The sequence below is a fragment of the Streptomyces aureus genome (assembly GCF_000725495.1).
GTDB lineage: Bacteria > Actinomycetota > Actinomycetes > Streptomycetales > Streptomycetaceae > Streptomyces > Streptomyces aureus_B.
The window spans coordinates 108,110-129,031 of the sequence record NZ_JNZD01000002.1 but is presented as its reverse complement, the minus strand read 5'-3'; the positions used below and the strand labels follow the sequence as shown (position 1 = coordinate 129,031).

The 20,922-nt window shown below is 73.5% G+C and carries 19 protein-coding genes; 10 read left to right on the top strand and 9 right to left on the bottom strand.

The genetic code is table 11. The features are described from left to right. Window positions 1–126 precede the first annotated feature (126 nt). Window positions 127–1,581, top strand: a complete 1,455-nt coding sequence (locus IO36_RS02890) for an APC family permease (protein WP_078942969.1) — start codon at window positions 127–129, stop codon at window positions 1,579–1,581. Window positions 1,582–1,689: 108 nt separating this feature from the next. Here the strand turns inward: IO36_RS02890 and IO36_RS02885 are convergent, their stop codons facing one another. Beyond that, window positions 1,690–2,262, bottom strand: coding sequence for a GNAT family N-acetyltransferase (locus IO36_RS02885; protein ID WP_037615683.1), 573 nt, complete (start codon window positions 2,260–2,262; stop codon window positions 1,690–1,692). A 158-nt stretch (window positions 2,263–2,420) separates the two neighbouring features. Here IO36_RS02885 and IO36_RS02880 point away from each other — a divergent pair, with 158 nt between their 5' ends. Further along, the gene (locus tag IO36_RS02880) at window positions 2,421–3,956 is read left to right on the top strand and encodes an AMP-binding protein (RefSeq protein WP_037615681.1); all 1,536 of its coding nucleotides are present in this window, start codon (window positions 2,421–2,423) and stop codon (window positions 3,954–3,956) included. 52 nt (window positions 3,957–4,008) lie between these two features. On the opposite strand, the gene IO36_RS02875 is transcribed toward IO36_RS02880, so the two are convergent. Next, window positions 4,009–4,611, bottom strand: a complete 603-nt coding sequence (locus IO36_RS02875; protein ID WP_037615680.1) for a TetR/AcrR family transcriptional regulator — start codon at window positions 4,609–4,611, stop codon at window positions 4,009–4,011. A 250-nt stretch (window positions 4,612–4,861) separates the two neighbouring features. On the opposite strand from IO36_RS02875, the gene IO36_RS02870 reads away from it, so the two are divergent. From IO36_RS02870 to IO36_RS02850, 5 genes are all read left to right on the top strand, one after another. After that, window positions 4,862–5,680, top strand: a complete 819-nt coding sequence (locus IO36_RS02870) for an MBL fold metallo-hydrolase (RefSeq protein WP_037615677.1) — start codon at window positions 4,862–4,864, stop codon at window positions 5,678–5,680. A 106-nt stretch (window positions 5,681–5,786) separates the two neighbouring features. Continuing rightward, window positions 5,787–7,112, top strand: a complete 1,326-nt coding sequence (locus IO36_RS02865) for an NAD(P)/FAD-dependent oxidoreductase (RefSeq protein ID WP_078942968.1) — start codon at window positions 5,787–5,789, stop codon at window positions 7,110–7,112. Then, on the top strand, window positions 7,109–7,840 hold the full coding sequence (locus IO36_RS02860; protein WP_037615675.1) for a DUF1365 domain-containing protein: 732 nt from the start codon (window positions 7,109–7,111) through the stop codon (window positions 7,838–7,840). The genes IO36_RS02865 and IO36_RS02860 overlap by 4 nt, the downstream gene beginning before the upstream one ends. Then, on the top strand, window positions 7,837–9,114 hold the full coding sequence (locus tag IO36_RS02855; protein ID WP_037615672.1) for a class I SAM-dependent methyltransferase: 1,278 nt from the start codon (window positions 7,837–7,839) through the stop codon (window positions 9,112–9,114). Before IO36_RS02860 ends, IO36_RS02855 begins: the two co-directional genes overlap by 4 nt. Next, window positions 9,111–9,911, top strand: coding sequence for a DUF1295 domain-containing protein (locus IO36_RS02850; protein WP_037615670.1), 801 nt, complete (start codon window positions 9,111–9,113; stop codon window positions 9,909–9,911). The genes IO36_RS02855 and IO36_RS02850 overlap by 4 nt, the downstream gene beginning before the upstream one ends. A 408-nt stretch (window positions 9,912–10,319) precedes the next feature. On the opposite strand, the gene IO36_RS02845 is transcribed toward IO36_RS02850, so the two are convergent. From IO36_RS02845 to IO36_RS02835, 3 genes are all read right to left on the bottom strand, one after another. Next, complete coding sequence (locus IO36_RS02845) at window positions 10,320–11,093, bottom strand: anti-sigma factor (RefSeq protein WP_037615667.1); 774 nt, start codon at window positions 11,091–11,093, stop codon at window positions 10,320–10,322. Then, on the bottom strand, window positions 11,090–11,674 hold the full coding sequence (locus IO36_RS02840) for a sigma-70 family RNA polymerase sigma factor (RefSeq protein ID WP_037615664.1): 585 nt from the start codon (window positions 11,672–11,674) through the stop codon (window positions 11,090–11,092). The genes IO36_RS02845 and IO36_RS02840 overlap by 4 nt, the downstream gene beginning before the upstream one ends. 100 nt (window positions 11,675–11,774) lie before the next feature. Continuing rightward, the gene (locus IO36_RS02835) at window positions 11,775–12,368 is read right to left on the bottom strand and encodes a sigma-70 family RNA polymerase sigma factor (protein ID WP_037615662.1); all 594 of its coding nucleotides are present in this window, start codon (window positions 12,366–12,368) and stop codon (window positions 11,775–11,777) included. Between the two features lie 112 nt (window positions 12,369–12,480). Between IO36_RS02835 and IO36_RS02830 the strand changes: the two genes are divergently transcribed. Further along, the gene (locus IO36_RS02830) at window positions 12,481–13,479 is read left to right on the top strand and encodes a MerR family transcriptional regulator (protein ID WP_037615660.1); all 999 of its coding nucleotides are present in this window, start codon (window positions 12,481–12,483) and stop codon (window positions 13,477–13,479) included. Here the strand turns inward: IO36_RS02830 and IO36_RS02825 are convergent. From IO36_RS02825 to IO36_RS02810, 4 genes are all read right to left on the bottom strand, one after another. After that, window positions 13,448–13,642, bottom strand: a complete 195-nt coding sequence (locus IO36_RS02825) for a hypothetical protein (protein WP_037615659.1) — start codon at window positions 13,640–13,642, stop codon at window positions 13,448–13,450. The two genes, IO36_RS02830 and IO36_RS02825, sit on opposite strands and share 32 nt — an antisense overlap. Before the next feature lie 17 nt (window positions 13,643–13,659). Continuing rightward, window positions 13,660–14,439, bottom strand: coding sequence for a DUF4142 domain-containing protein (locus IO36_RS02820; protein ID WP_107065617.1), 780 nt, complete (start codon window positions 14,437–14,439; stop codon window positions 13,660–13,662). A 209-nt stretch (window positions 14,440–14,648) separates the two neighbouring features. Continuing rightward, window positions 14,649–16,022 (bottom strand): cryptochrome/photolyase family protein, encoded by a 1,374-nt coding sequence (locus IO36_RS02815; protein ID WP_037615657.1) that lies wholly within the window; start codon window positions 16,020–16,022, stop codon window positions 14,649–14,651. 219 nt (window positions 16,023–16,241) lie between these two features. Then, window positions 16,242–17,768 (bottom strand): SDR family oxidoreductase, encoded by a 1,527-nt coding sequence (locus IO36_RS02810; RefSeq protein WP_051899940.1) that lies wholly within the window; start codon window positions 17,766–17,768, stop codon window positions 16,242–16,244. Window positions 17,769–17,926: 158 nt separating this feature from the next. Here IO36_RS02810 and IO36_RS02805 point away from each other — a divergent pair, with 158 nt between their 5' ends. Then, window positions 17,927–18,448 (top strand): MarR family winged helix-turn-helix transcriptional regulator, encoded by a 522-nt coding sequence (locus IO36_RS02805; RefSeq protein WP_037615655.1) that lies wholly within the window; start codon window positions 17,927–17,929, stop codon window positions 18,446–18,448. Between the two features lie 214 nt (window positions 18,449–18,662). Continuing rightward, complete coding sequence (locus tag IO36_RS02800) at window positions 18,663–20,801, top strand: MMPL family transporter (protein ID WP_037615653.1); 2,139 nt, start codon at window positions 18,663–18,665, stop codon at window positions 20,799–20,801. Window positions 20,802–20,922: the final 121 nt, after the last annotated feature.

Genomic DNA, 20,922 nt, shown 5'->3' with positions numbered 1-20,922 from the left:
CCTCGCGGGGCGAGCCGAGGGGAGACCGGGCACGAGCCGGCTCCGCCCGCCGCCCCGGATCCGGCGGCCGCCCCCGGACGGCCGTCACCTCGTACTGCAGCGCGCGTCTCGTCCTCAGGAGGATCCGTGTCCGGTACCCCGCCACCCCCCGACGGCTTCGTCCGCCGCGTCGGCCCGTTCCAGGCCACCGCCATCAACATGAGCCAGATGTGCGGCATCGGGCCGTTCGTGACGATCCCGCTCATGGTCGCCTCGTTCGGCGGACCCCAGGCCGTCATCGGCTTCGTCGCGGGCGCGCTGCTGGCGCTCGCCGACGGGCTCGTGTGGGCCGAACTCGGCGCCGCGATGCCCGGTTCGGGCGGCAGTTACGTCTATCTGCGCCAGGCCTTCCAGTACCGCACCGGGCGTCTGATGCCCTTCCTGTTCGTCTGGACGGCGATGCTCTTCATCCCGCTGATCATGTCCACGGGCGTGGTGGGCTTCGTCCAGTACCTCGGCTATCTGGCCCCGGACATGGGCCGCACCACCGGCGACCTCGTCGGACTCGGCATGGTCGTCCTCGTGGTTCTCCTGCTGTGGCGCGGGATCGAGCACATCGCGCGGATCACCGCCGTCATGTGGGCCGTGATGATCACCTCGGTCCTGCTGGTGATCGTGGCCGCCGCCACCGACTTCAGCGCGGCCCGCGCCTTCACCTATCCGGCGCACGCGTTCGCGCTGTCCACCAGCCACTTCTGGGTCGGCTTCGCCGCGGGCCTGACCATCGGCATCTACGACTACCTGGGCTACAACACCACCGCGTACATGGGCGCCGAGATCAAGGACCCGGGCCGCAATCTGCCCCGCTCCATCATCTTCTCGATCCTCGGCATCATGGCGATCTACCTGCTGCTGCAGATCGGCACGCTCGGCGTCATCGACTGGAAGCGGATGACCGACCCCGGCGACGTCGCCTCCACCTCGGTGGCCTCGGCCGTCCTGGAGGAGACCTGGGGCAGAGGGGCCGCCGACACGGTCACCGTCCTGATCCTGGTCACCGCGTTCGCCTCGGTCTTCACCGGGCTGCTCGGCGGCTCGCGGGTGCCCTACGACGCGGCCCGCGAGCGCGTGTTCTTCCGCCCCTACGCCCGGCTGCACCCCAGGCACCGCTTCCCGGCGCTGGGTCTGGCCACCATGGGGGTCATCACGGCGATCGGGTTCCTGATCGGCCGCCACACCGACCTCGCCACCCTCATCCAGCTGCTGACCACGGTCATGGTCATCGTCCAGGCGCTGGCCCAGGTCGTCGCCCTGTCGGTGCTGCGCCGACGCCAGCCGGGGCTGCGCCGTCCGTACCGGATGTGGCTCTACCCCCTTCCGAGCTTCCTCGCGCTCGCCGGCTGGCTCACCATCTACGGCTACGCGGACAAGAACGCGCCGGGCCGCCACCCCATCGAGTGGTCCCTGGCCTGGCTCGCCCTCGGCCTGGTCGCCTTCGTCGTCTGGGCCCGGCTGGAGAAGGTGTGGCCCTTCGGTCCGAAGGAGATCGCGGAGGAGTACCTGACGGCGCCGGCCCCGGAGTCGTCGCCCGCCGAAACCTGACCCGCCGCTCCGGCCTGGGCCCCGGCCTCGCGCCGGGGGCCCGGTCCCAATCCGTTCCAGGGCGAGGCCCGCGGCGGGTGCCCGCGCTCCAGGGTGGTCACCCGGCGGTCATCCGCCCCGCGGGCCGTCCACCCCGTGGTGGTTCCACGTCCGCAGGACGACCTCCCGTCCCTTCGCCGTGCGGACCACGGGGTCGTCGTCCGTCAGGACGAACCCCGTGGCCCGTGCGACCGCCTCGCTCGCGGTGTTCCCGTCCTCGATGCAGAGGACGACGCGCCGGCCACCGACACGGCGGCGGGCGAAGTCCACGGCCAGCCGGACGGCACGGGTCGCCAGGCCCCGGCCCCGATAGGCGGCCCCGACGCCGTAGGCGAGCTCGACGTCCCGGTCGTCGGCCGTCCCCGGGAACAGCAGGATCTCCCCGCGGGGCAGTGCCCCGTCCGTGGTGATGGCCAGCTGTACGGCCCGCAGCTCGGTGCTGTTCTGCTCGGCCGCCGCCAGGTAGGCGAGCGCGGCCTCGGTGTCGAAGGGCGAGACGACCGGCGTCCACCGGTCGATCTCGGGATCGTCGTAGAGCGCGACGAGATCCGCGACGTCGTCGTCGGACCATTCGCGCAGATGCAGCCCCAGCCCCTCGATCCGCAGCGGCCGGGGAAAGTCGAACATCGGTCGGCTGTCCATCGCACGATCGTGACGTGCCGGGCGGGCGCGGGCCAAGGAGGCGAGGACACGCACATGGATCCGGACATCACGGCCGGTGACCGATCGGGTGTTGCCCCGACGCGCGCGGGCGGGGCCACGATAGAAAGGGGACATCGTCCGATCGTCGGGAGGCCGTGATGCTCGTCCCCTTCGGAGCCCTTGATTTCCTGGACCGCGCCGTCACCGTGTACGGCGACCGCCTCGGCGTCGTCGACGAACCCGACCAGCCGGCCGAGCCCTGGGAGGATCTGACCTACCGGCGCGTCGGTGAACTGGCCAGAGCCCAGGCCGCCGGGCTCGACGCCCTGGACGTCCCGCTCGGCGCGCGCGTCGCGGTCGTCTCTCCCAACAGCGCGCGGATGCTCACCTCGTTCTTCGGCGTCAGCGGCCACGGCCGCGTCCTCGTGCCGGTCAACTTCCGGCTCACCGCCGAGGAGGTGGGCTACATCGTCGAGCACTCGGGTGCCAGTGTCCTGCTCGTCGACCCCGAACTGGCCGACCGCTTCGCCGGCGTCGCCTGCAAGCACCGGTTCACACTGGGTGCCGCCGCGGACGCCGAGCTGTACCGCTTCGGCACCGAGCCCGGCCCCTGGGAGCCGGACGAGAACGCGACCGCCACCATCAACTACACCAGCGGCACGACGGCCCGGCCCAAGGGCGTGCAGATCACACACCGCAACATCTGGGTCAACGCCACGACCTTCGCCCTGCACGCCGGGGTCACCGATCGCGACGTCTATCTGCACACCCTGCCGATGTTCCACGCGAACGGCTGGGGCATGCCCTTCGCGATGGCGGGCCTCGGCGTCCGGCAGATCGCGCTGCGCAAGGTCGACGGGGCGGAGATCCTGCGCCGGGTCGCCGAGCACGGGGTGACGGTGATGTGCGCGGCTCCGGCCGTCGTCAACGCGGTACTTGCGGCCGCCGAGTCCTACGACGGCGAGATCCCCGGCCGCGACCGGGTCCGGATCATCGTCGCCGGAGCGCCGCCGCCCACGAAGACCGTCGCCCGGGTCGAGTCCCTCCTGGGCTGGGAGTTCATCCAGATCTACGGTCTGACCGAGACCTCGCCCCTGCTCACCGTCAACCGCACCCGTGCCGAATGGGACGGCCTCGACCCGCAGGCGCGGGCCGAGAAACTGGTGCGCGCCGGCGCCCCCGCGCTCGGGGTGAGCCTGCGCACCGCGCCCGACGGGGAGATCCTCGCGCGCTCCAACGTCGTCCTCGAGGGGTACTGGCAGCAGCCCGCCGAGACCGAACGGGCCCTCGCCGACGGCTGGTTCCACACCGGGGACGGCGGATCCATCGGCGAGGACGGCTATCTGACGATCAGTGACCGCAAGAAGGACGTGATCATCACCGGCGGTGAGAACGTGTCCTCGATCGAGGTGGAGGACACGCTCTTCGGGCACCCGGCGGTCGCCGAGGTCGCGGTCATCGGCGTACCGCACGAGAAGTGGGGCGAGACCGTCAAGGCCCTGGTGGTCCTCGCCCCGGGCGCGGAGGCGAGCGAGAGCGAGCTGATCGCGTACTGCAAGGAGCGTCTCGCCGGGTACAAGGCGCCCACCACGGTCGAGTTCCGGGGCGAGCTGGCCCGTACGGCCACCGGCAAGCTCCAGAAGTACAAGCTGCGCCGGCCGTACTGGGAAGGGCGCGACCGGGACGTCAACTGACGCTCCCGACCGACGACTTCGCCCGGCCTCGGGCGCGCCCCGGGCCTGATCCTCAGGGAGCCCCGAGCAGCCGGGCGACGGCACGGCGGGCCCGTTCCGGTGCCTGCGGGTCGTGGTGCAGCTTGATCGACTGACCGGCCGCGAGGACCACCCCGCCCAGCTCGAAGGCGAGCTGGTCGACGTCCGTCCCGGCCGGCAGTCCGCCGGTCGCGACCGCCGTGCCGAGTTCGTCCTTGACGTACGCCGTCCAGGTGCCCAGCGCGGCCAGGACCGCGTCGCGGACCGGGCCCGGGCGGCCGTCGAACTCGGTCGCCACCGAGGTCAGGAAGCAGCCGCCGTGCCCCTCGCGCTCGGCCATGTACGCGATCCACTCGTCGTAGGTGCGGGCCAGCCGCTCCGTGCCGGGCCGCGCCCCGACCGCCCGCGCGGGCACCCGCAGGGTGAACCGCCGCACGGCCGCGTCCAGAACGGCGAGCTGGAGCGCCTCCTTGCTGCCGAAGTGGCCGATCACACCGGCCTTGCTCATGGCCAGGTCGGTGGCCAGCCGCCCGATGGTGAGGCCTTCGAGGCCCTCGGCCGAGGCCAGTGCCAGGGCGCTGTCGATGATCCGGTCGCGGGTGGCGGCGGTTTCGGCGACGGACTTGCGCGGGCTCATGCGGCCAGCTTAACCTAACGACCGTTCGCTAATAGCTCACGAACGTTCGTTATCTAAAGGGGGCTGCTGAGCGAAGGCTGCTGCTGTGCGGCGGACCCTCATGCCCGCCCGCGCCACCGGCCCGCATCCGCCCACCTACCGCACCCGCCCGCGCACTTCACCCGTGCCCACGCACCGCACCGCCGGCCCCCGCCCGCGCACGTCCTGCGGCACCGGCGCCACCCATGCGCGCCTCGAAGGGACTCATCCTGTGAAGACCCACCACCTGAACTGCGGCTCCCTGCGGACGATCGACACCGAGGAGGCGAGCCTGCCCGCCGTGTGCCACTGCCTCCTGGTCGAGACCGACCGCGACGGACTCGTCCTCGTCGACAGCGGCATCGGCACCGCCGACGTGGCCCGCCCGGAGGACAGCCTCGGCGCCGCGTTCCTCGGCCGCGCCCAGCCCGCCCTCGACCCGGCCGAGACCGCGCTCCACCGGGTCCGCGCCCTCGGCTTCGCGCCCGAGGACGTCCGGCACATCGTGCTCAGCCATCTCGACGTCGACCACGCGGGCGGCCTCCCCGACTTCCCCTGGGCCAAGGTCCATCTGAGCGAGGCCGAACACCGCGCCGCGATGGCCGCGCCCGGCGCGCACCCGGAGGACCGCGTCCGCTACCGCCCCTTCCAGTGGTCGCACCGGCCGCACTGGATCACCTACGCGCAGCCGGCGGGGGACCCCTGGTTCGGCTTCGACGCCGTGCGCCCCCTGGAGGGCCTGGACGCGGAGATCCTGCTCGTCCCGCTCGGCGGCCACACCCGGGGGCACAGCGCCGTCGCGGTCGAGGACGGCGGGCGCTGGCTCCTGCACTGCGGCGACGCCTACTACTTCCACCGCGAGATCGACCCCGACCACCCCGTGGGCCACCCGGGCCTCGACCTTCTCCAGGAGCTCGCCGAGGTCGACCGGCCGCTGCGGCTGGCCAACCACGCCCGGCTGCGGGAACTGGTCCGCCTGCACGGCGACGAGGTCGACGTCTTCAGCGCCCACGACCCCTGGGAACTGGCCCGGTACACCGGCGGAGCGTGAGCGTCCGGACCCGGTCCGCAGAAGATCGCGCCCGGGCCAATCCGTATGACCCCCAGCTTCGGAATACCACCGAGAGCTCCGACCGGGAGCGGGCGGGAGGAAACCGATGAGGCAGGGGTCAGCGGACGCTCCGGACGGCGGTGTCCGGAGCACCGGCGACGAGCGGCGCGGAGCGCTCCGGCGTACGGCCGTGATCGGCGGGGGAGTGGCCGGGCTCACGGCCGCGTACGTGCTCAGCCGTGAGCGGCCCGTGGCCCTCTACGAAGCGGACGACCGGCTCGGCGGGCACGCCCACACCCACGACCTGACCTCGTCCGACGGACGCCTGCACCGCGTCGACTCCGGCTTCATCGTGCACAACCGGCGCACCTACCCCAACCTGCTGCGGCTGTTCGCCGAACTCGGCGTCGCCACGCAGGAGTCCGAGATGAGCATGTCCGTACGGTGCGAGGGCTGCGGACTCCAGTACGCGGGAGCCCGCGGCCCCTCGGGACTGTTCGCCCGGCCGGGCAGCGCCCTGCGCGGGCCCTACCTGCGGATGCTCACCGAAGTGCCGGCGTTCCACCGCGCCGCCCGCCGGCTGCTGGCCCAGGACGGCGAAGAAGGCCTCACCCTGGGCGAGTTCATCGCCCGCGAGCGCTACTCGACCTACTTCACCCGGCACTTCATGACCCCGCTCGTCTCGGCGGTCTGGTCCTGCGACGCGGTCACGGCCCTGCGCTACCCGGCCGCCTACCTGTTCCGCTTCATGGACCACCACGGCATGCTCTCGGTCGGCGGCTCGCCGGTCTGGCGCACGGTGACGGGCGGCTCCCGCTCCTACGTCGAGCGCCTGGCCAAGGAACTCGACGCGGTGCGCACCTCGACCCCGGTCCGCTCCGTACGCCGCCACGCCGACGGGGTGGACATCACCACCGAGGACGGCACCACCGAGTCGTACGGCTCCGTGGTCGTCGCCTGCCACCCCGGTGAGGCCCTGCGGCTGCTCGCGGACCCCACCGACGAGGAACGCGAGGTGCTCGGCGCGTTCCGCTACTCGCGCAACGCCACCCTCCTGCACACCGACACCACGCTGCTGCCGAGCGCCCGCGGCGCGCGCGCCTCCTGGAACTATCTGATGCCCGCCTGCGACACCGGCGCCGACCGGGTCCGGGTCAGCTACGACATGAACCGGCTGCAACGGCTCGACGCACCCGAGACCTACGTCGTCACCCTCGGCGGCGAGGACCGGGTCGACCCCGCCCGGGTCCTGGCCCGCATGGAGTACGAACACCCCGTCTACACCCCGGAGTCCGTCGCCGCCCAACGCCGGCTCCCCGCCCTGAACGGCCCGGTCACCGCGTACGCCGGCGCCTACCACGGCTGGGGATTCCACGAGGACGGCTGCCGCTCCGGCGTCGAGGCGGCCGAGGCCCTGGGGGTGACCTGGTGACCGGCTCGCCCGCCCTCTACCCCTGCACGGTCGCGCACGTACGGACCGCGCCCACCCGGTACGCGCTGCGCCACCGCACGTACATGTGGCTGACCGACCCCGACCACCCGCCCCGGCTGCCGTACCTGCTGCGCCCGCTGGCCCGGTTCGACCCCCGGGACCACTTCGACGGCGACCAGCCGAGCATCCGCGCCGGCCTGGACCGCTTCCTCGCCTCGCAGGGCCTCGACCTGCGGGGCGGACCCGTGCTGATGCTCGCCCACGCCCGGGTCCTCGGCCATGTCTTCAACCCGCTGACCCTGTACTGGTGCCACGGCCCCGACGGCACCGCGCGCTGCGTCGTCGCCGAGGTGCACAACACCTACGGCGAACGGCACTCCTACCTGCTGCGCCCCGACGACGGCGGCACCGCCCGGACGGCCAAGGAGTTCTACGTGTCGCCGTTCTTCCCGGTCGACGGCGCCTACCGCATGCGGCTGCCCGAACCCGGAGACCGGCTCGACCTCACGGTACATCTGGAACGCGCGGGTACCCGGCCCTTCACCGCCACCGTCCGCGGAACGCGCCGAGCGGCGACCACCGGTGCGCTGCTGCGCCAGGCGCTGCGCCACCCGTGGTCCACCCTCGCGGTGTCCGCCGCCATCCGGCTGCACGGCGTCCGCCTCTACCTGCGCGGACTGCCCGTCCAGCCCCGCCCGAACCGACGAGCCCAGGAGCCAGTGAAATGACGACAGCCGAGTCCTGCCCCGTCGAGGAGGTCGAGGCGACCCGGCCGGACACCGAACCGGTCCGCCCGATGGACGTGCCGGCTCCGCCGCCGTCCTCGTGGGCGCGCACCGCCGTGACCCGCGCCGTCGTGCGCCGCGCCCTCGAACGGCTGCCGCTCCAGGCCCGGTTCGCCGACGGCACCCGCGCCGGGCGCGGCGGCCCCCTCGTCGAGATCCACGACCCGGACGCCTTCCACCGCCGCGTCGGCGCCCAGGGACTCGTCGGCTTCGGCGAGTCCTTCATGGCGGGGGAGTGGGACGCCCCGGACCTCGCCGCCGCCCTCACCGTCCTCGCCGCCGACGCGGCCCGCCTGATCCCGGCCCCGCTCCAGCGGCTGCGGAAGCTGTGGGCACTGCACCACCCCGTTACCCAGCGCAACACCCCGACCGGCGCCCGTGACAACATCAGCCGCCACTACGACCTGTCCAACGACCTGTTCGCGCTCTTCCTCGACGACACCCTCAGCTATTCGTCGGCCCTCTTCGACGAACTGCCCGCCTCCTGGCCCCTGCTTCCGGCCGCCCAGCACCGCAAGATCGACCGGCTCCTCGACCTCGCCGGGGTGGGACCCGGCACCCGGCTCCTGGAGATCGGCACCGGCTGGGGCGAGCTGGCGATCCGCGCCGCCGCGCGCGGCGCCCGCGTCACCACGCTCACCCTCTCGCGCGAACAACAGGCCCTGGCCCGCGCACGGGTGGCCGGGGCGGGCCTCGACGAACGGGTGTCCATCGAGCTGTGCGACTACCGCGAGGCCACCGGGACCTACGACGCCGTGGTCAGCGTCGAGATGATCGAGGCCGTCGGGGAGGAGTTCTGGCCCGTCTATTTCAAGACCCTCGACGCCCGGCTCGCCCCCGGCGGCCGCGTCGCCCTCCAGGCGATCACCATGCCGCACGACCGCCTGCTCGCCTCCCGGGACACCTTCACCTGGATCCAGAAGTACATCTTCCCCGGCGGCCTGCTGCCCTCCGTCGAGGCGGTCGACGAGGTGACCCGGACCCACACCGGCCTGCGCACCACCCGCCGGGACGGCTTCGGGGCGCACTACGCGGAGACCCTCCGGCTGTGGCGCGAGCGGTTCACCGAACGGGCCGACGAGGTCGCCGCGCTCGGCTTCGACGACACCTTCCGGCGGATGTGGACCTTCTACCTCGCCTACTCCGAAGCCGGGTTCCGCTCCGGCTATCTGGACGTCCAGCAGTACCTCTTCACCAAGGAGGGCCCCACCCCATGACCGGTTTCCCCTGGGGAGCGTTCGCCCAGAACCTCGCCCCCGCGGCCGGAGCGGCGTTCGCCGTCATGCTCGTGACGTTCGCCGTCGGCGTCCGCAAGGGCCTGCACCGGATCGTGGACATCGCCTGGGGGATCGCGTTCACCGCGGTGGCCCTCGTCACCTTCCTGGCGTCCGCCGGGGAGGGCGACGAGGCCCGCCGCGTCCTCGTCACCGTCCTGACCTCGGTGTGGGGACTGCGCCTTGCCGCGCACATCGCGTGGCGCGGCCGGGGACACGGCGAGGACCCCCGCTACGAGGCCATGCTGTCCAAGGCACCCGGCAGCCGGAACCTGTACGCCCTGCGCATGGTCTACCTGCTCCAGGGGGCGCTCGTATGGCTGGTGTCGCTGCCCGTCCAGGCCGCGCAGTACGTTCCCGGGCCGCTCACGGGCCTGGCCTGGGCGGGCACGGCGCTGTGGGCCGTCGGACTGTTCTTCGAGGCGGTCGGCGACGCCCAGCTCGCCCGCTTCAAGGCCGATCCGGCGAACCGGGGCCGCGTCATGGACCGGGGTCTGTGGGCCTGGACGCGTCACCCCAACTACTTCGGCGACTTCTGCGTCTGGTGGGGCCTGTTCCTGCTCGCCTGCGACAGTCCGGGGGCCGCCGCGGTGGCCGTCGTGTCGCCGCTGGTGATGAGCTACCTCCTGATCAACGGCAGCGGAAAGCCCATGCTGGAGCGCCACATGGGCGAGCGCCCGGGATTCAGGGAGTACGTGGAGCGCACCAGCGGCTTCTTCCCGCTGCCACCGCGCCGCTGACCTCCTGGGCGTGCCGCCGCCCGTTCCTCGTGCCGCCGCCCGTTCCTCGTGCCGCTGACCTCCCGGGCGTGCCGCCAGCCGCTCCTCGTGCCGCTGGCCGCCCGGGGGTGTGGCCGACTGCCTGGGGGTGCGGCTGACCGCGTGGGGGTGCGGCTGACCGTCCGGCGTGCGGCCGACGGTGGTGCCGAGCGGCCGGCTGCCCCCGGGTGCGGCGGACCTGTCCGGCGTGTGGCCGACGGCCGTGCCGAGCCGCCCGTTGCGCCGGGTGCGGCTGACTGCCCCGGTGTGCGGGTGACCGGTCCGGCGTGCGGCTGACGGTGGTGCCGAGCCGTCGGACGCCTCGGCGTGCCGCGCACCGGGCGGCCGTCCCCTCCCCCGAACCGAGGGGACGGACACCCGGCCGGGCGCTCAGGCGGGCAGGCCCAGCAGGGCCAGCGGCGCCGACGTCGGGGCGTGGGAGCCGCCGGCCGGCTCCAGGGTGATCCCCAGGCCGGAGGCGCCGTCGACGGCCCCGTCCAGCGGGACGGCCTCGGTGGTGCGGCCCGGGTCCATCAGACCGGCGGACCGCATGGTGCCCGCGTCGTCGTACCAGAGCTGGTACACCTTGCCGCCGGGCGGCTTCGGCATCCGCGAGGCGATGAACACCGCCCGGTCCCGGCTCCTGGACACCACGACCGTGCCGCTCGCCCCGCCCTTCAGCTTCGCCGAGCGCGACGCGGCGTCGGGCGCGGTGAGGACCGCCGCCACCTGGCCGGCGCGCAGCTCGGCCCGCCGCGACTGTTCCCGGGCCTCCCGGGCGCCGTCCCGGGCGTCCTGGGCGCGCTCGTACTGCCACACCGCGGTGCCGCCCAGCGAGGCGGCCGCGGCCAGCGCCGCGGCGAGCACCCAGCGCGAGGTGCGGAGCCGGCTGACGCGCGGGGGCCGGGATGCCGTCACGACGGGCGGGGGTGGCGGCTCCTGCCGGACCGCGGTGATCCGCAGCAGCACCCGGTCCTTGAGCTCCGGAGCCGGTGAAGCGGCTGCGGCGAGGCCGAGGCGCGCGGCCGTGGCCCTCAGTTCCCGCACCTCCTGCTCGCAGTCGGCGCAGTCCGCGGCGTGACGCTCGAAGCGCTCGCGTTCGTCGGCGTCGAGCGCGTGCAGCGCGTAGGCGCCGGTCAGCGTGTGCAGGTCCGCCGTGCTCACACGGTCACCCCCAGACAGTCCCGCAGCCGGATCAGACCGTCGCGCAGCCGCGTCTTGACCGTCCCGAGCGGGGTCGCCAGCAGCTCCGCCACCTCCCGGTAGGTCAGCCCGCGGTAGTAGGCGAGGGTCACCGACTGGCGCTGGAGCTCGGTCAGGGTGCGCAGACAGCGCCGCACCCGCTCGCGTTCCAGCCGTGTCTCGACCTCTTCGGCCACCTCGTCGAACTCGGGCGTCCGGTCGAGGAGGGCGGCCCTGTGCTCCCGGGCCGCTCCGGCCTCCACCGAGCGGACCCGGTCCACGGCCCGCTGATGGGTCAGTGTGAGGACCCAGTTCATCACCGATCCGCGCTCGGGCCGGTAGCGGGCGGCCGTGCGCCATACCTCGACCAGCACCTCCTGGGCGACCTCCTCCGACTGCGCCGGGTCGCGCAGCACCCTGCGTACGAGACCGAGGACGGGGCCCGCCACCGCGTCGTACAGCGAGGCGAACGCCTCCTGGTCGCCGCGGGCGACCCGGGCCATGAGATCGGGCAGGTCCGGCCCCGCGGCCGGGTTCCGCCCGATCTCGACGGCTTCCTTCACGATGGGGTCCTCCAGGACACTTCGGGGCTTCGCAGGTGATCCGGAGCCGGTGGGGCGCCGGATTGGCCGTGGGCGGGAGAAAGGGCGGGGACGCCCGGGGTCAGACCTCGGCGACCGGGCGCAGACAGTCGCGCAGCTGGTGCATGCCGCGCCGGGAGTGGCTCTTGACCGTGCCCAGCGGCCAGCCGGTGCGCGCGGCGATCTGCGTCTGGGTGAGGTCCTCGTAGAACGCGAGGTGCAGGACCCGGCGCTGCGGCGTGGGGAGCTTGGCCAGCTCGTGCCGGACGACGACACGGTCGAGGGCGGACTCGGGGCGGGAGGAGCTGTCGTCGGCGAGGACCAGGAGGGCACCGGCCGCGCCCACCAGCTCGGTGCGCCGGGTCCGCGCGGACAGTGCGTCGGCGATCTTGCGCCGGGTGATGCCGACGAGCCAGCCGGCGACCGTGCCGCGCTCGGGCCGGTACCCGCGAGCGCCCCGCCACACGGCCAGGAACACCTGCTGGGTGACGTCCTCCGCCTCGCGCGGGTCGCCCAGCGAACGCCGGGCGAGCGCCTGGACGAGCGGTGCCCAGCGCCGGTACGCGGTGGCCAGCGAGGCCTCGTCCCCGTCGACGATGCCCCGGGCCAGCTCCGCGTCCGTCAGCGTGTCCCCCGGCTCGGTGGTGGGGTGCTCGACGGTCGGATCTGCGCTCATGGCCACGGCTCCTCGCTCCGGGAACTCCCTGTACGGGGCCCGTGAAACCGATTGTGTGAACCAGGGGACGGAGGCGACAACTCGCATCGTTTCTGCGTCGTATAGTCGCCGTATGGGTGAGACCGGGTCGGATCAGGGGCGGGGGCCGGGCACGGGATCCGCCGACGCCGGGGTCACGACCGGCGCGCTGGCCCGCCGCCTCGGCGTCTCGCCCACCACCCTGCGCTCCTGGGACCGCCGGTACGGCGTGGGCCCCGCGGTCCGCCCCGGCGGGCGGCACCGCCGCTGGTCGCCCCAGGACGTGGCCATGCTCGAGGAGATGTGCCGGCTGACCTCGGCCGGAGTGGCGCCCGCCGAGGCCGCCAGGGCCGCCAAGGGCTGGAGCGACCCCCCGGCGCCCGGGGCCGGGACCGTGGCCGTCCGGCCGGAGCCCCCGGAGCGGGTGGCCGAGGTGGAGCCCCTGGGCGATCCCCGGCAGGAGTGCAAGGGCCTCGCACGCGCCGCCGTACGCCTGGACGCGCCGTCCGTGGAGGACCAGTTGACCGGGCTCGTCCAGCGGCACGGCGTGGTCGTCGGCTGGGAGGCGGTGATGGTGCCGGCCCTGCACGCGGTGGGCCGCAAATGGGAGTCCGCCGGCGACCGTTACGTGGAGGTGGAGCACCTGCTGTCGTGGCACATCTCCCGCGTGCTCCACCGGGCCCCGGCACCGGCCGGGCCGAGGAACCCGGAAGCGGCCACGGGACCGGTCGTGCTGGCCTGCGTGCCGGGCGAACAGCACTGCCTCCCGCTGGAGGCGCTGAACGCGGGGCTCCTCGAACAGGGCCTGCCCACCCGGATGTTCGGCCCCGCGGTGCCGCCGGAGGCGCTGACCTCGGCGGTGCGGCGACTGGGTCCTTCGGCCGTCGTGCTGTGGTCGCAGACCCGGTCCACCGCCGACCGTCCCCTGGCCCGGCACATCGCGGCCACCGCGTGGGGGGTCAAGGGCGCGCGCAGCCGTCCCTCGGTTCTCCTCGGCGGCCCCGGCTGGGCCGGGCGCCCGGAGCCGGGCATGCTCAGGCCGTCCGGACTGCGCGAGGCGCTCACCGCGCTGACGGACCTCGCCGACGGCTGAACGGGCCGCCGGCCGCGCCGCTGTCCATGTGCACCGCGCCGATGTACGCGTGCACCGCGACCACGTCCGCCTGCGACGCAACGACGTTCGCGTACAGCACGGCCTGGTCCGCGTACAGCGCGGCCGCCCTCGCGAACTTCCGCTCGGGCGGCCCCTGTTGCACTCCCGCGATCGGCTGGGTCAGCCCACCGTCGGTGTCGGGGAGGGCTGCACCGGAAGCGACGCCCCGCCCGCGGGGTTCGACGCGGCGGCCGAGGGGAGCGCCGCCCCGCCTGCCGGCGGCGTCAGGACGACCTCCGGCTCACCGGGCCCCGGCGGCGGAGGCGTCAGGTTGACCGCGGGCACCTTCGGGATGGTGGTCTCCTGGATGATCACCTGGTTGAAGTTGACCAGTCCGGTCTTCTCCATCACGGTGATGTGGTCCAGCACGGTGTCGTTGGCCTGGTCGGCGAGCTGCCGTACCAGCGTGTTCTCGGTCGATGCCCGGATCTTCGCCACGGTCGAGAAGATCTGTCCGTGCGTGACGCGCAGGATGTTGGCGAAGTCGGTGTCGAACTTCGTTCCGGAGTCCGCGGTCAGCGTCGCCACGAAGCCCTGCTGCTGCGGGGAGGGCTTGTTGGGGAGCGTGATCCCGAGCTGCTTGGCGACCTTGCGGCTCGTGTCGTCGAGCCCGGCGTGACCCGCTATCAGGTGCTGCCCCGCCGTGCGGACCGCCGGAGTGGTCCCCTTCTGCAGCGCCAGCTGTCCGACCGGGTACTCCCACAGCCCCGCCGCGCGCACCTTGACGACGAAGTCGCGGTCGGCCTCCGTCAGCGGCCCCGAGGACGGGTTGGCGATGATGTTGACGGAGGTGGCGGACGTGGTCTGGATCCCCAGCATGGACGGATAGGCGAGCGCGGCCAGGGTCAGCGTCAACGCACCGGTCACGAAGAGGGTTCCCGCGTTCCGTGTAATGCGCATCGAGCAGCCTCCTGGGGGCGGGTACGGCGGTTCCGGGAGGTGGGACCCGGGGTGGCCGCGCGGTGGATCCGGTGCACGGGGATCCGGTACGAGTGGTTCGGACGACCACCTGTACGGCCGGGCACCGCTGAGAAATCTCTACAACAGGTAAAATCCTCGGCAGTTTATACGCGCCCCCGCTCGTTCCCGCCCGCGGCGGGGTAACACCGTCAGTCCAGGCCGCGGGCCTGCTTGAACCGGGCCAGCCCTTCGGACAGTTCGACGATCGGCTCCGGGTAGTCGCAGGCCGCCCGGTCCAGTCCCTGGAGCTTCCACGGCTCGTGCACGGCACTTCCGGCGATTCCCGCCAACTCGGGCACCCAGCGCCGGACATAAGACCCGTCCGGGTCGTAACGCCTGGCCTGGGTCACCGGGTTCAGGACCCGGTTGGGCCGGCTGTCCGTGCCGGTCCCCGCCATCCACTGCCAGTTGAGCTGGTTGTTGGCGACATCGCCGTCCACCAGCAGGTCCAGGAAGTGCCGGGCCCCGACCCGCCAGTCCACGTACAGCGTCTTGGCCAGGAAGCTCGCCGTGAGCAGCCGGCCGCGGTTGTGCATCCAGCCCTCGTGGCGCAGCTGCCGCATCGCGGCGTCGACCACCGGATAGCCGGTCCGCCCCTCCTTCCACGCCTCGACGTCGTCCTTCGCCTCGTCCTCCGAGCGCCAACGGTCGTGCCGGGTGCGGTAGTCGGAGCCGGACGCGTCCGGCCGGACCGCCAGCACCTGGTGGTGGAAGTCCCGCCACGCCACCTGCCGTACGAACGCCTCGGCGCCCGGCCCGCCCGCCCCGCGCGCCCGGTGCACCAGCTCGACGGGCGAGAGCGTGCCGAAGTGCAGATGGGGGGAGAGCCGTGAGGTCGCGTCGCCGGGCAGGTCGTCGTGGCGGTCCTCGTACGCCCCGATCCCGCCGCGCAGCCAGGCCGTCAGCCGTTTCCTTGCCTCCTGCTCGCCACCCCGGGCCAGCCCCTCGGACACCCCGCTTACCTCGGAGCGCGAGGGGAGCGGCCCCGAGGCGGCAGCGTCCGGGACGCGTACGACCCGGGGGGCCGCGACCGCGTCCCGCAACGGGTGCCGCTCCCACTGGCGGTGGTACGGCGTGAACACGGCGAAGTGGTCGGAGGCCGCCGGGGTCACGGCGCCGGGGGCGAGCGCGGTGATCACCGCGTCGTGGACGTGCAGGGCGCGTCCGTCCGCCTCCAGCGCGGAGCGCAGCCGCTCCTCCCGGCGCTGTGCGTAGGCGCTGACGCCCGCGGCGACATGCACGTCGTCGGCGCCCGCCTCGGCGGCCACGGCGGCCACCTCGCTCACCACGTCGCCGGAGCGCAGCACCAGACGGCCGCCGCGGTCCCGGAGCCCGGCGTCCAGGTCCGCCAGGCAGTCGGCGAGGAACGCCATCCGGTTCGGGGCGGTGAACCCGGCGTCGGCGACCCCCTCGTCGCGGACGAAGAGCGGCACCACCGCGTCGGCGCCGTCGAGCGCGGCCCGCAGCGGGGGATGGTCGTGCAGACGCAGGTCGGAGGTGAACAGGACGATCGAGACGGTCATGGGGTGGCTCCGGGGCGGTGCTGTGAGGGGGGAGGCGTCGGACTGCTTCGGCCGGGACCCCCGCCACGGATGCGCCGGCGCGCGGCCGTTGCGGGGGTTTGTGGAACCTTGCCCCGGAGTTGGGTCCAGGCGCGGACACGGGCGCGGGGGAGGAGTCGGGGACGCGCGGCGCAGGGGAGGGGGCGGCGACACCGGGCGCCGAGGGCGTGGGCGAGGGGGTCAACGGGTGAGGGACGGGGCCGGAGTCGCCGCGGGGGTCTTCTTCGCGGCCTCGGCGATGTTGCGGGCCATACCTCCGAACACCACGGCGTGAAACGGGGAGACGCTCCACCAGTACATGTGCCCGAGCAGCCCGTGCGGATGGAACAGCGCCCGCTGCCGGTAGCGCGTACGCCCGTCGTCCGTACCGTCCGCGTACATCTCCAGCCACGCCAGCCCCGGCAGTCTCATCTCGGCCCGCAGCCGCAGCAGACGACCCGGCTCGATCTCCTCCACCCGCCAGAAGTCGAGCGAGTCGCCCACCCGCAGCCGGTTGGCGTCCCGCCGGCCGCGCCGCAGCCCGACCCCGCCCACCAGCCGGTCCATCCAGCCGCGCACCGCCCAGGCGAGTGGGAAGGAGTACCAGCCGTTGTCCCCGCCGATCCCCTCGATCACCCGCCACAGACTCCCGGGCGAGGCGTCCACGGTCAGTTCGCGGTCGTCCGTGTAGAGGCTGCCGCCGGCCCAGTCCGGGTCGGTGGGCAGCGGGTCGCTGGCCGTCCCGGGATACGAGGCCGACGACCAGCGAGTGGTCACCTGGGCGTCGCGCACCCGCTGGAGCGCCAGACGGACGGCGGCGTCGAAGCCGATCGGCCGTCCCGGAGGGTCGGGGACGTAGCGGACGATGTCGTTCTCGTGGCACACGACCTCGTGGCGCAGCGACTCGGTCAGCGGGCGCGCGATCGACGCGGGCACCGGCGTGACCAGCCCGACCCAGTGGCTGGACAGCCGGGGCGTGAGGACCGGCACCGGGAAGATGAGCCTGCGCGGCAGCCCGGCCACGGCCGCGTACCGCCGCATCATCTCCAGGTACGTGAGGACGTCGGGACCGCCGATGTCGAAGGTCCGGTTGACCTCCGGCGGCATCGCTGCACTGCCGACCAGGGTGCGCAGCACATCGCGCACGCCCATCGGCTGGATCCGGGTGTGCACCCAGCTCGGTGTCACCATCACCGGCAGCCGCTCGGTGAGATAGCGCAGCATCTCGAAGGACGCCGAGCCGGAGCCGATGATCACCGCCGCGCGCAGCACAGCGGTCGGCACGCCCGACTCCAGCAGGATGCGTCCCACCTCGGCCCGGGACCGCAGATGGGGCGAGAGCTCCCGGTCGGGCACGTCGACCGGGGTCAGGCCGCCGAGATAGACGATGCGCCGTACCCCCGCCGCCCGGGCCTGCTCGCCGAAGATCCGGGCCGCCCGGCGGTCCGTCGCCTCGAAGTCGTGCCCGGTGCCGAGGGCGTGCACGAGGTAGTACGCGACCTCGCACCCGCGCATCGCCTCGGCCACCGAGTCGGCGTCCGTGACGTCACCGCGCACGACCTCCGCCTCGCCCGCCCAGGGATAGTCGCGCAGCTTCGCGGGCGAGCGGGCCAGACAGCGCACCCGGTATCCCTCGGCCAGCAGTTCGGGGACCAGCCGTCCGCCGATGTAGCCGGTGGCACCGGTCACCAGGCACAGCGGTCCGGCGCCGGTCCGCTCGTCGCTCATGGGTCCTCCGTCGGTCGCCGCGACGGCCCCCTGCGGGCCCGCCTCCCTCCCTGATCCCTTCCACCCGCGCGCGGTCCGCGGATGCGCCGGACGGGGGCCGCCGCCGGGTGCCGGACGCCCGGACGGGGGAGGCGCCGGGACTTCTATAGGCTGATCACGTGGCCAGACGAGACGACCGTGACGACCGGACGGACGATCCGGACCCCGACGCGGGCCGGGAGCGGGAGCGGCCCGTGACGACGGATCTCCACACGTTCGCGGTCCAGCTGCGCCGCATGAACGGTGAGATCAACCGGCTGGTCCACGGCTTCGCCGGGGAGCACGGCCTGCACGCGACGGACGTCCTCGCGCTCGCGGCGATCCTCGACGCCCCGGAGCCGCTCACCCCCGGCCGGCTCCGCGAGCACCTCGGGCTCACCTCGGGCGCGGTCACCGCGTGTCTGGACCGGCTCGAACGCGCGGGCCACGTCCGGCGCGTCCGCGAGAGTCCCGACCGCAGGGTGGTCCACCTGCACTACGTCCCCGACGCGAAGTCGGCGGCGCGCGCCCACTTCCGGCCGCTCGCCGACGTGACGGCGAGCGTGCGCTCCGGGTTCACCGAGGACGAGCTGTCCGTCGTCCTGCGCTTCCTGTCCGAGATGAACGACCAGCTCGCCACCGTACGGTCGCCCGGGCGCTGAACCCGCACCACGGCCGCGCCTCCCCGTCTCCGCCGACGGTGGACCTCCACCGCCGCGTCCGTGCGAGCCGACGTCCGCCGTGTGCATCCGCCGGGCCACCGGGGACGGAAGTCCGGTCATGGTCTACGATCTGGCCGCGAGATATCTCAATGATTGAGATTGTCATTCATTGAGACAAATCTCGGAGACACCTGACCGCGAGATCTGGAGAGCGATGTCCCTCACCCCGCGACGAGCCATGTGGCTGATCCCCGTCGTCCTGCTCGTCGCCTGGCTCGGCATCGGGGGCACCCTCGGCCCCTACGCCGGCCGGCTCGGCGAGGTCTCCACCAACGACCAGGCCGCGTTCCTGCCGCGCAGCGCCGAGTCCACGAAGGTCGTGGCCCAGCAGCGCGCCTTCCAGCAGGCCGGAACGGTTCCCGCGATCGTCGTGTGGACCGTGGACGGCGGCTCCACCGCCGGCGCCCTGCGGTCCACCGCGACCCGCGCGCTCGCCTCCCTCGCCGGCACCCCCGGCGTCGTCGGCCGGCCGTCGCCCGCCCTGCCGTCGAAGGACGGCAAGGCCCTGGAGGGCGTCGTCCAGCTCAGGCCCGACCTCGGCAGGAAACTGCCCGACGCCGTCGACCGCGTCCGCACGGCGGCCAAGGCCGTCCCCGGCGCGACCGTGGCGATCGCCGGACCCGCGGCCAGCCAGGCCGACCTCGGCGACGCCTTCGCCGGGATCGACGGACTGCTCCTCGGGGTGGCCCTCGCGACCGTCCTGGTGATCCTCCTGCTCGTCTACCGCAGCGTGCTGCTGCCCTTCCTCATCATCCTCGGCTCCGTCTTCGCGCTCGGGCTGGCCTGCGCGATCGTCTACGTCCTCGCCGACCACGGCGTCGTCCGCGTCGACGGCCAGGTGCAGGGCATCCTCTCGATCCTCGTGATCGGCGCCGCGACCGACTACGCCCTCCTGCTCAGCGCCCGCTTCCGGGAGGAACTCGCCCTGAGCGGCGACCGGTTCACCGCCGCCCGGTCGGCACTGCGGCAGTCCTCGGGCGCGATCGTCGCCAGCGCGGGCACCGTTGCCCTCGGACTGCTCGCGCTGCTGCTCAGCGATCTGACGAACAACAGGTCGCTCGGCCCCGTGGGCGCCATCGGGGTGGCCTGCGCCGCACTGAGTTCCCTCACCTTCCTGCCCGCCGTGCTGGTGCTCCTCGGCCGCGCCGCCTACTGGCCGGCCAAGCCCCGCCCGGCGAGCGGGGCGGGCACCGGCGACGGCATCTGGAACCGGGTCGCGGCACTGGTCGACCGCGCGCCGCGCAAGGTCTGGGCGACCGCCCTCGCGGGGCTCATCGCCTGCGCGGCCTTCGCGCCCACACTGACCGCCAAGGGCATCCCGCTCTCCGAGATCTTCGTCAACGACGCGCCCTCGGTCGCCGCGCAGGAGACCCTCGGGCGGCACTTCCCCGGCGGCTCGGGCAACCCCGCCGTGATCATCGCGAACGCCGACCGCGTCACCCAGGTCACCTCCGCGGCGCTGAAGACCGACGGAGTCGCCTCGGCCGCCGCCGTGACCGCGTCCGGGCGGCCCGGCGGGGGAGAACCCCGGATCGTCGACGGCCGGGTCCGCGTCGACGTCACCCTGAGGTCCGCCGCGGACAGCGACGCTGCCAAGGCCACCGTCGCGCGGCTGCGTACGGCCGTGCACGCCGTACCGGGCGCCGACGCCCTCGTCGGGGGCTACGCGGCCCAGCAGTACGACACCCGGCAGACCGCCGTACGCGACCGCACGCTCATCGTGCCGGTGGTCCTCGCCATCATCCTGGTGATACTGGTCGGCCTGCTCCGCTCGCTGGTCATGCCGGTGCTCCTGGTGGCCACGGTGGCGCTCAACTTCCTCGCCACGCTGGGGATCTCCTCCCTCGTGTTCCGGCACGGGTTCGGGTTCACCGGCACCGACGCGTCCGTTCCGCTGTACGGCTTCGTGTTCCTCGTGGCGCTCGGCGTCGACTACAACATCTTCCTGATGTCCCGGGTCCGCGAGGAGTCGTTGCGCCACGGGGTACGCCAGGGCGTGCTGCGCGGACTCGTCGCCACCGGCGGGGTGATCACCTCGGCGGGCGTGGTGCTGGCCGCGACCTTCGCCGCCCTCGGCGTGATCCCGCTGGCCTTCCTGGTGCAGATCGCCTTCATCGTCGCCTTCGGTGTCCTGCTCGACACCCTGGTCGTACGGTCCCTGCTGGTGCCCGCCCTGGTCCGTGACATCGGCCGCCGGGCCTGGTGGCCGGGGGCGCTCAGCCGCGATCCCGAGGACGCCCCCGACCCGGCGCCCGCGTCCGGGGCCCGTGGGGGCGAACGCCTGGAGGTGTGAGGACCGGGGCGGACAGCGCGCCCGGGTCCGTCGGCGGTCGTCCACCAACGGCCGCCGACGGACCGGACATGTCCCGGGAAAACCCGGGCAAGCGCATTCCACGGGACCCGTCGCTCCGGGT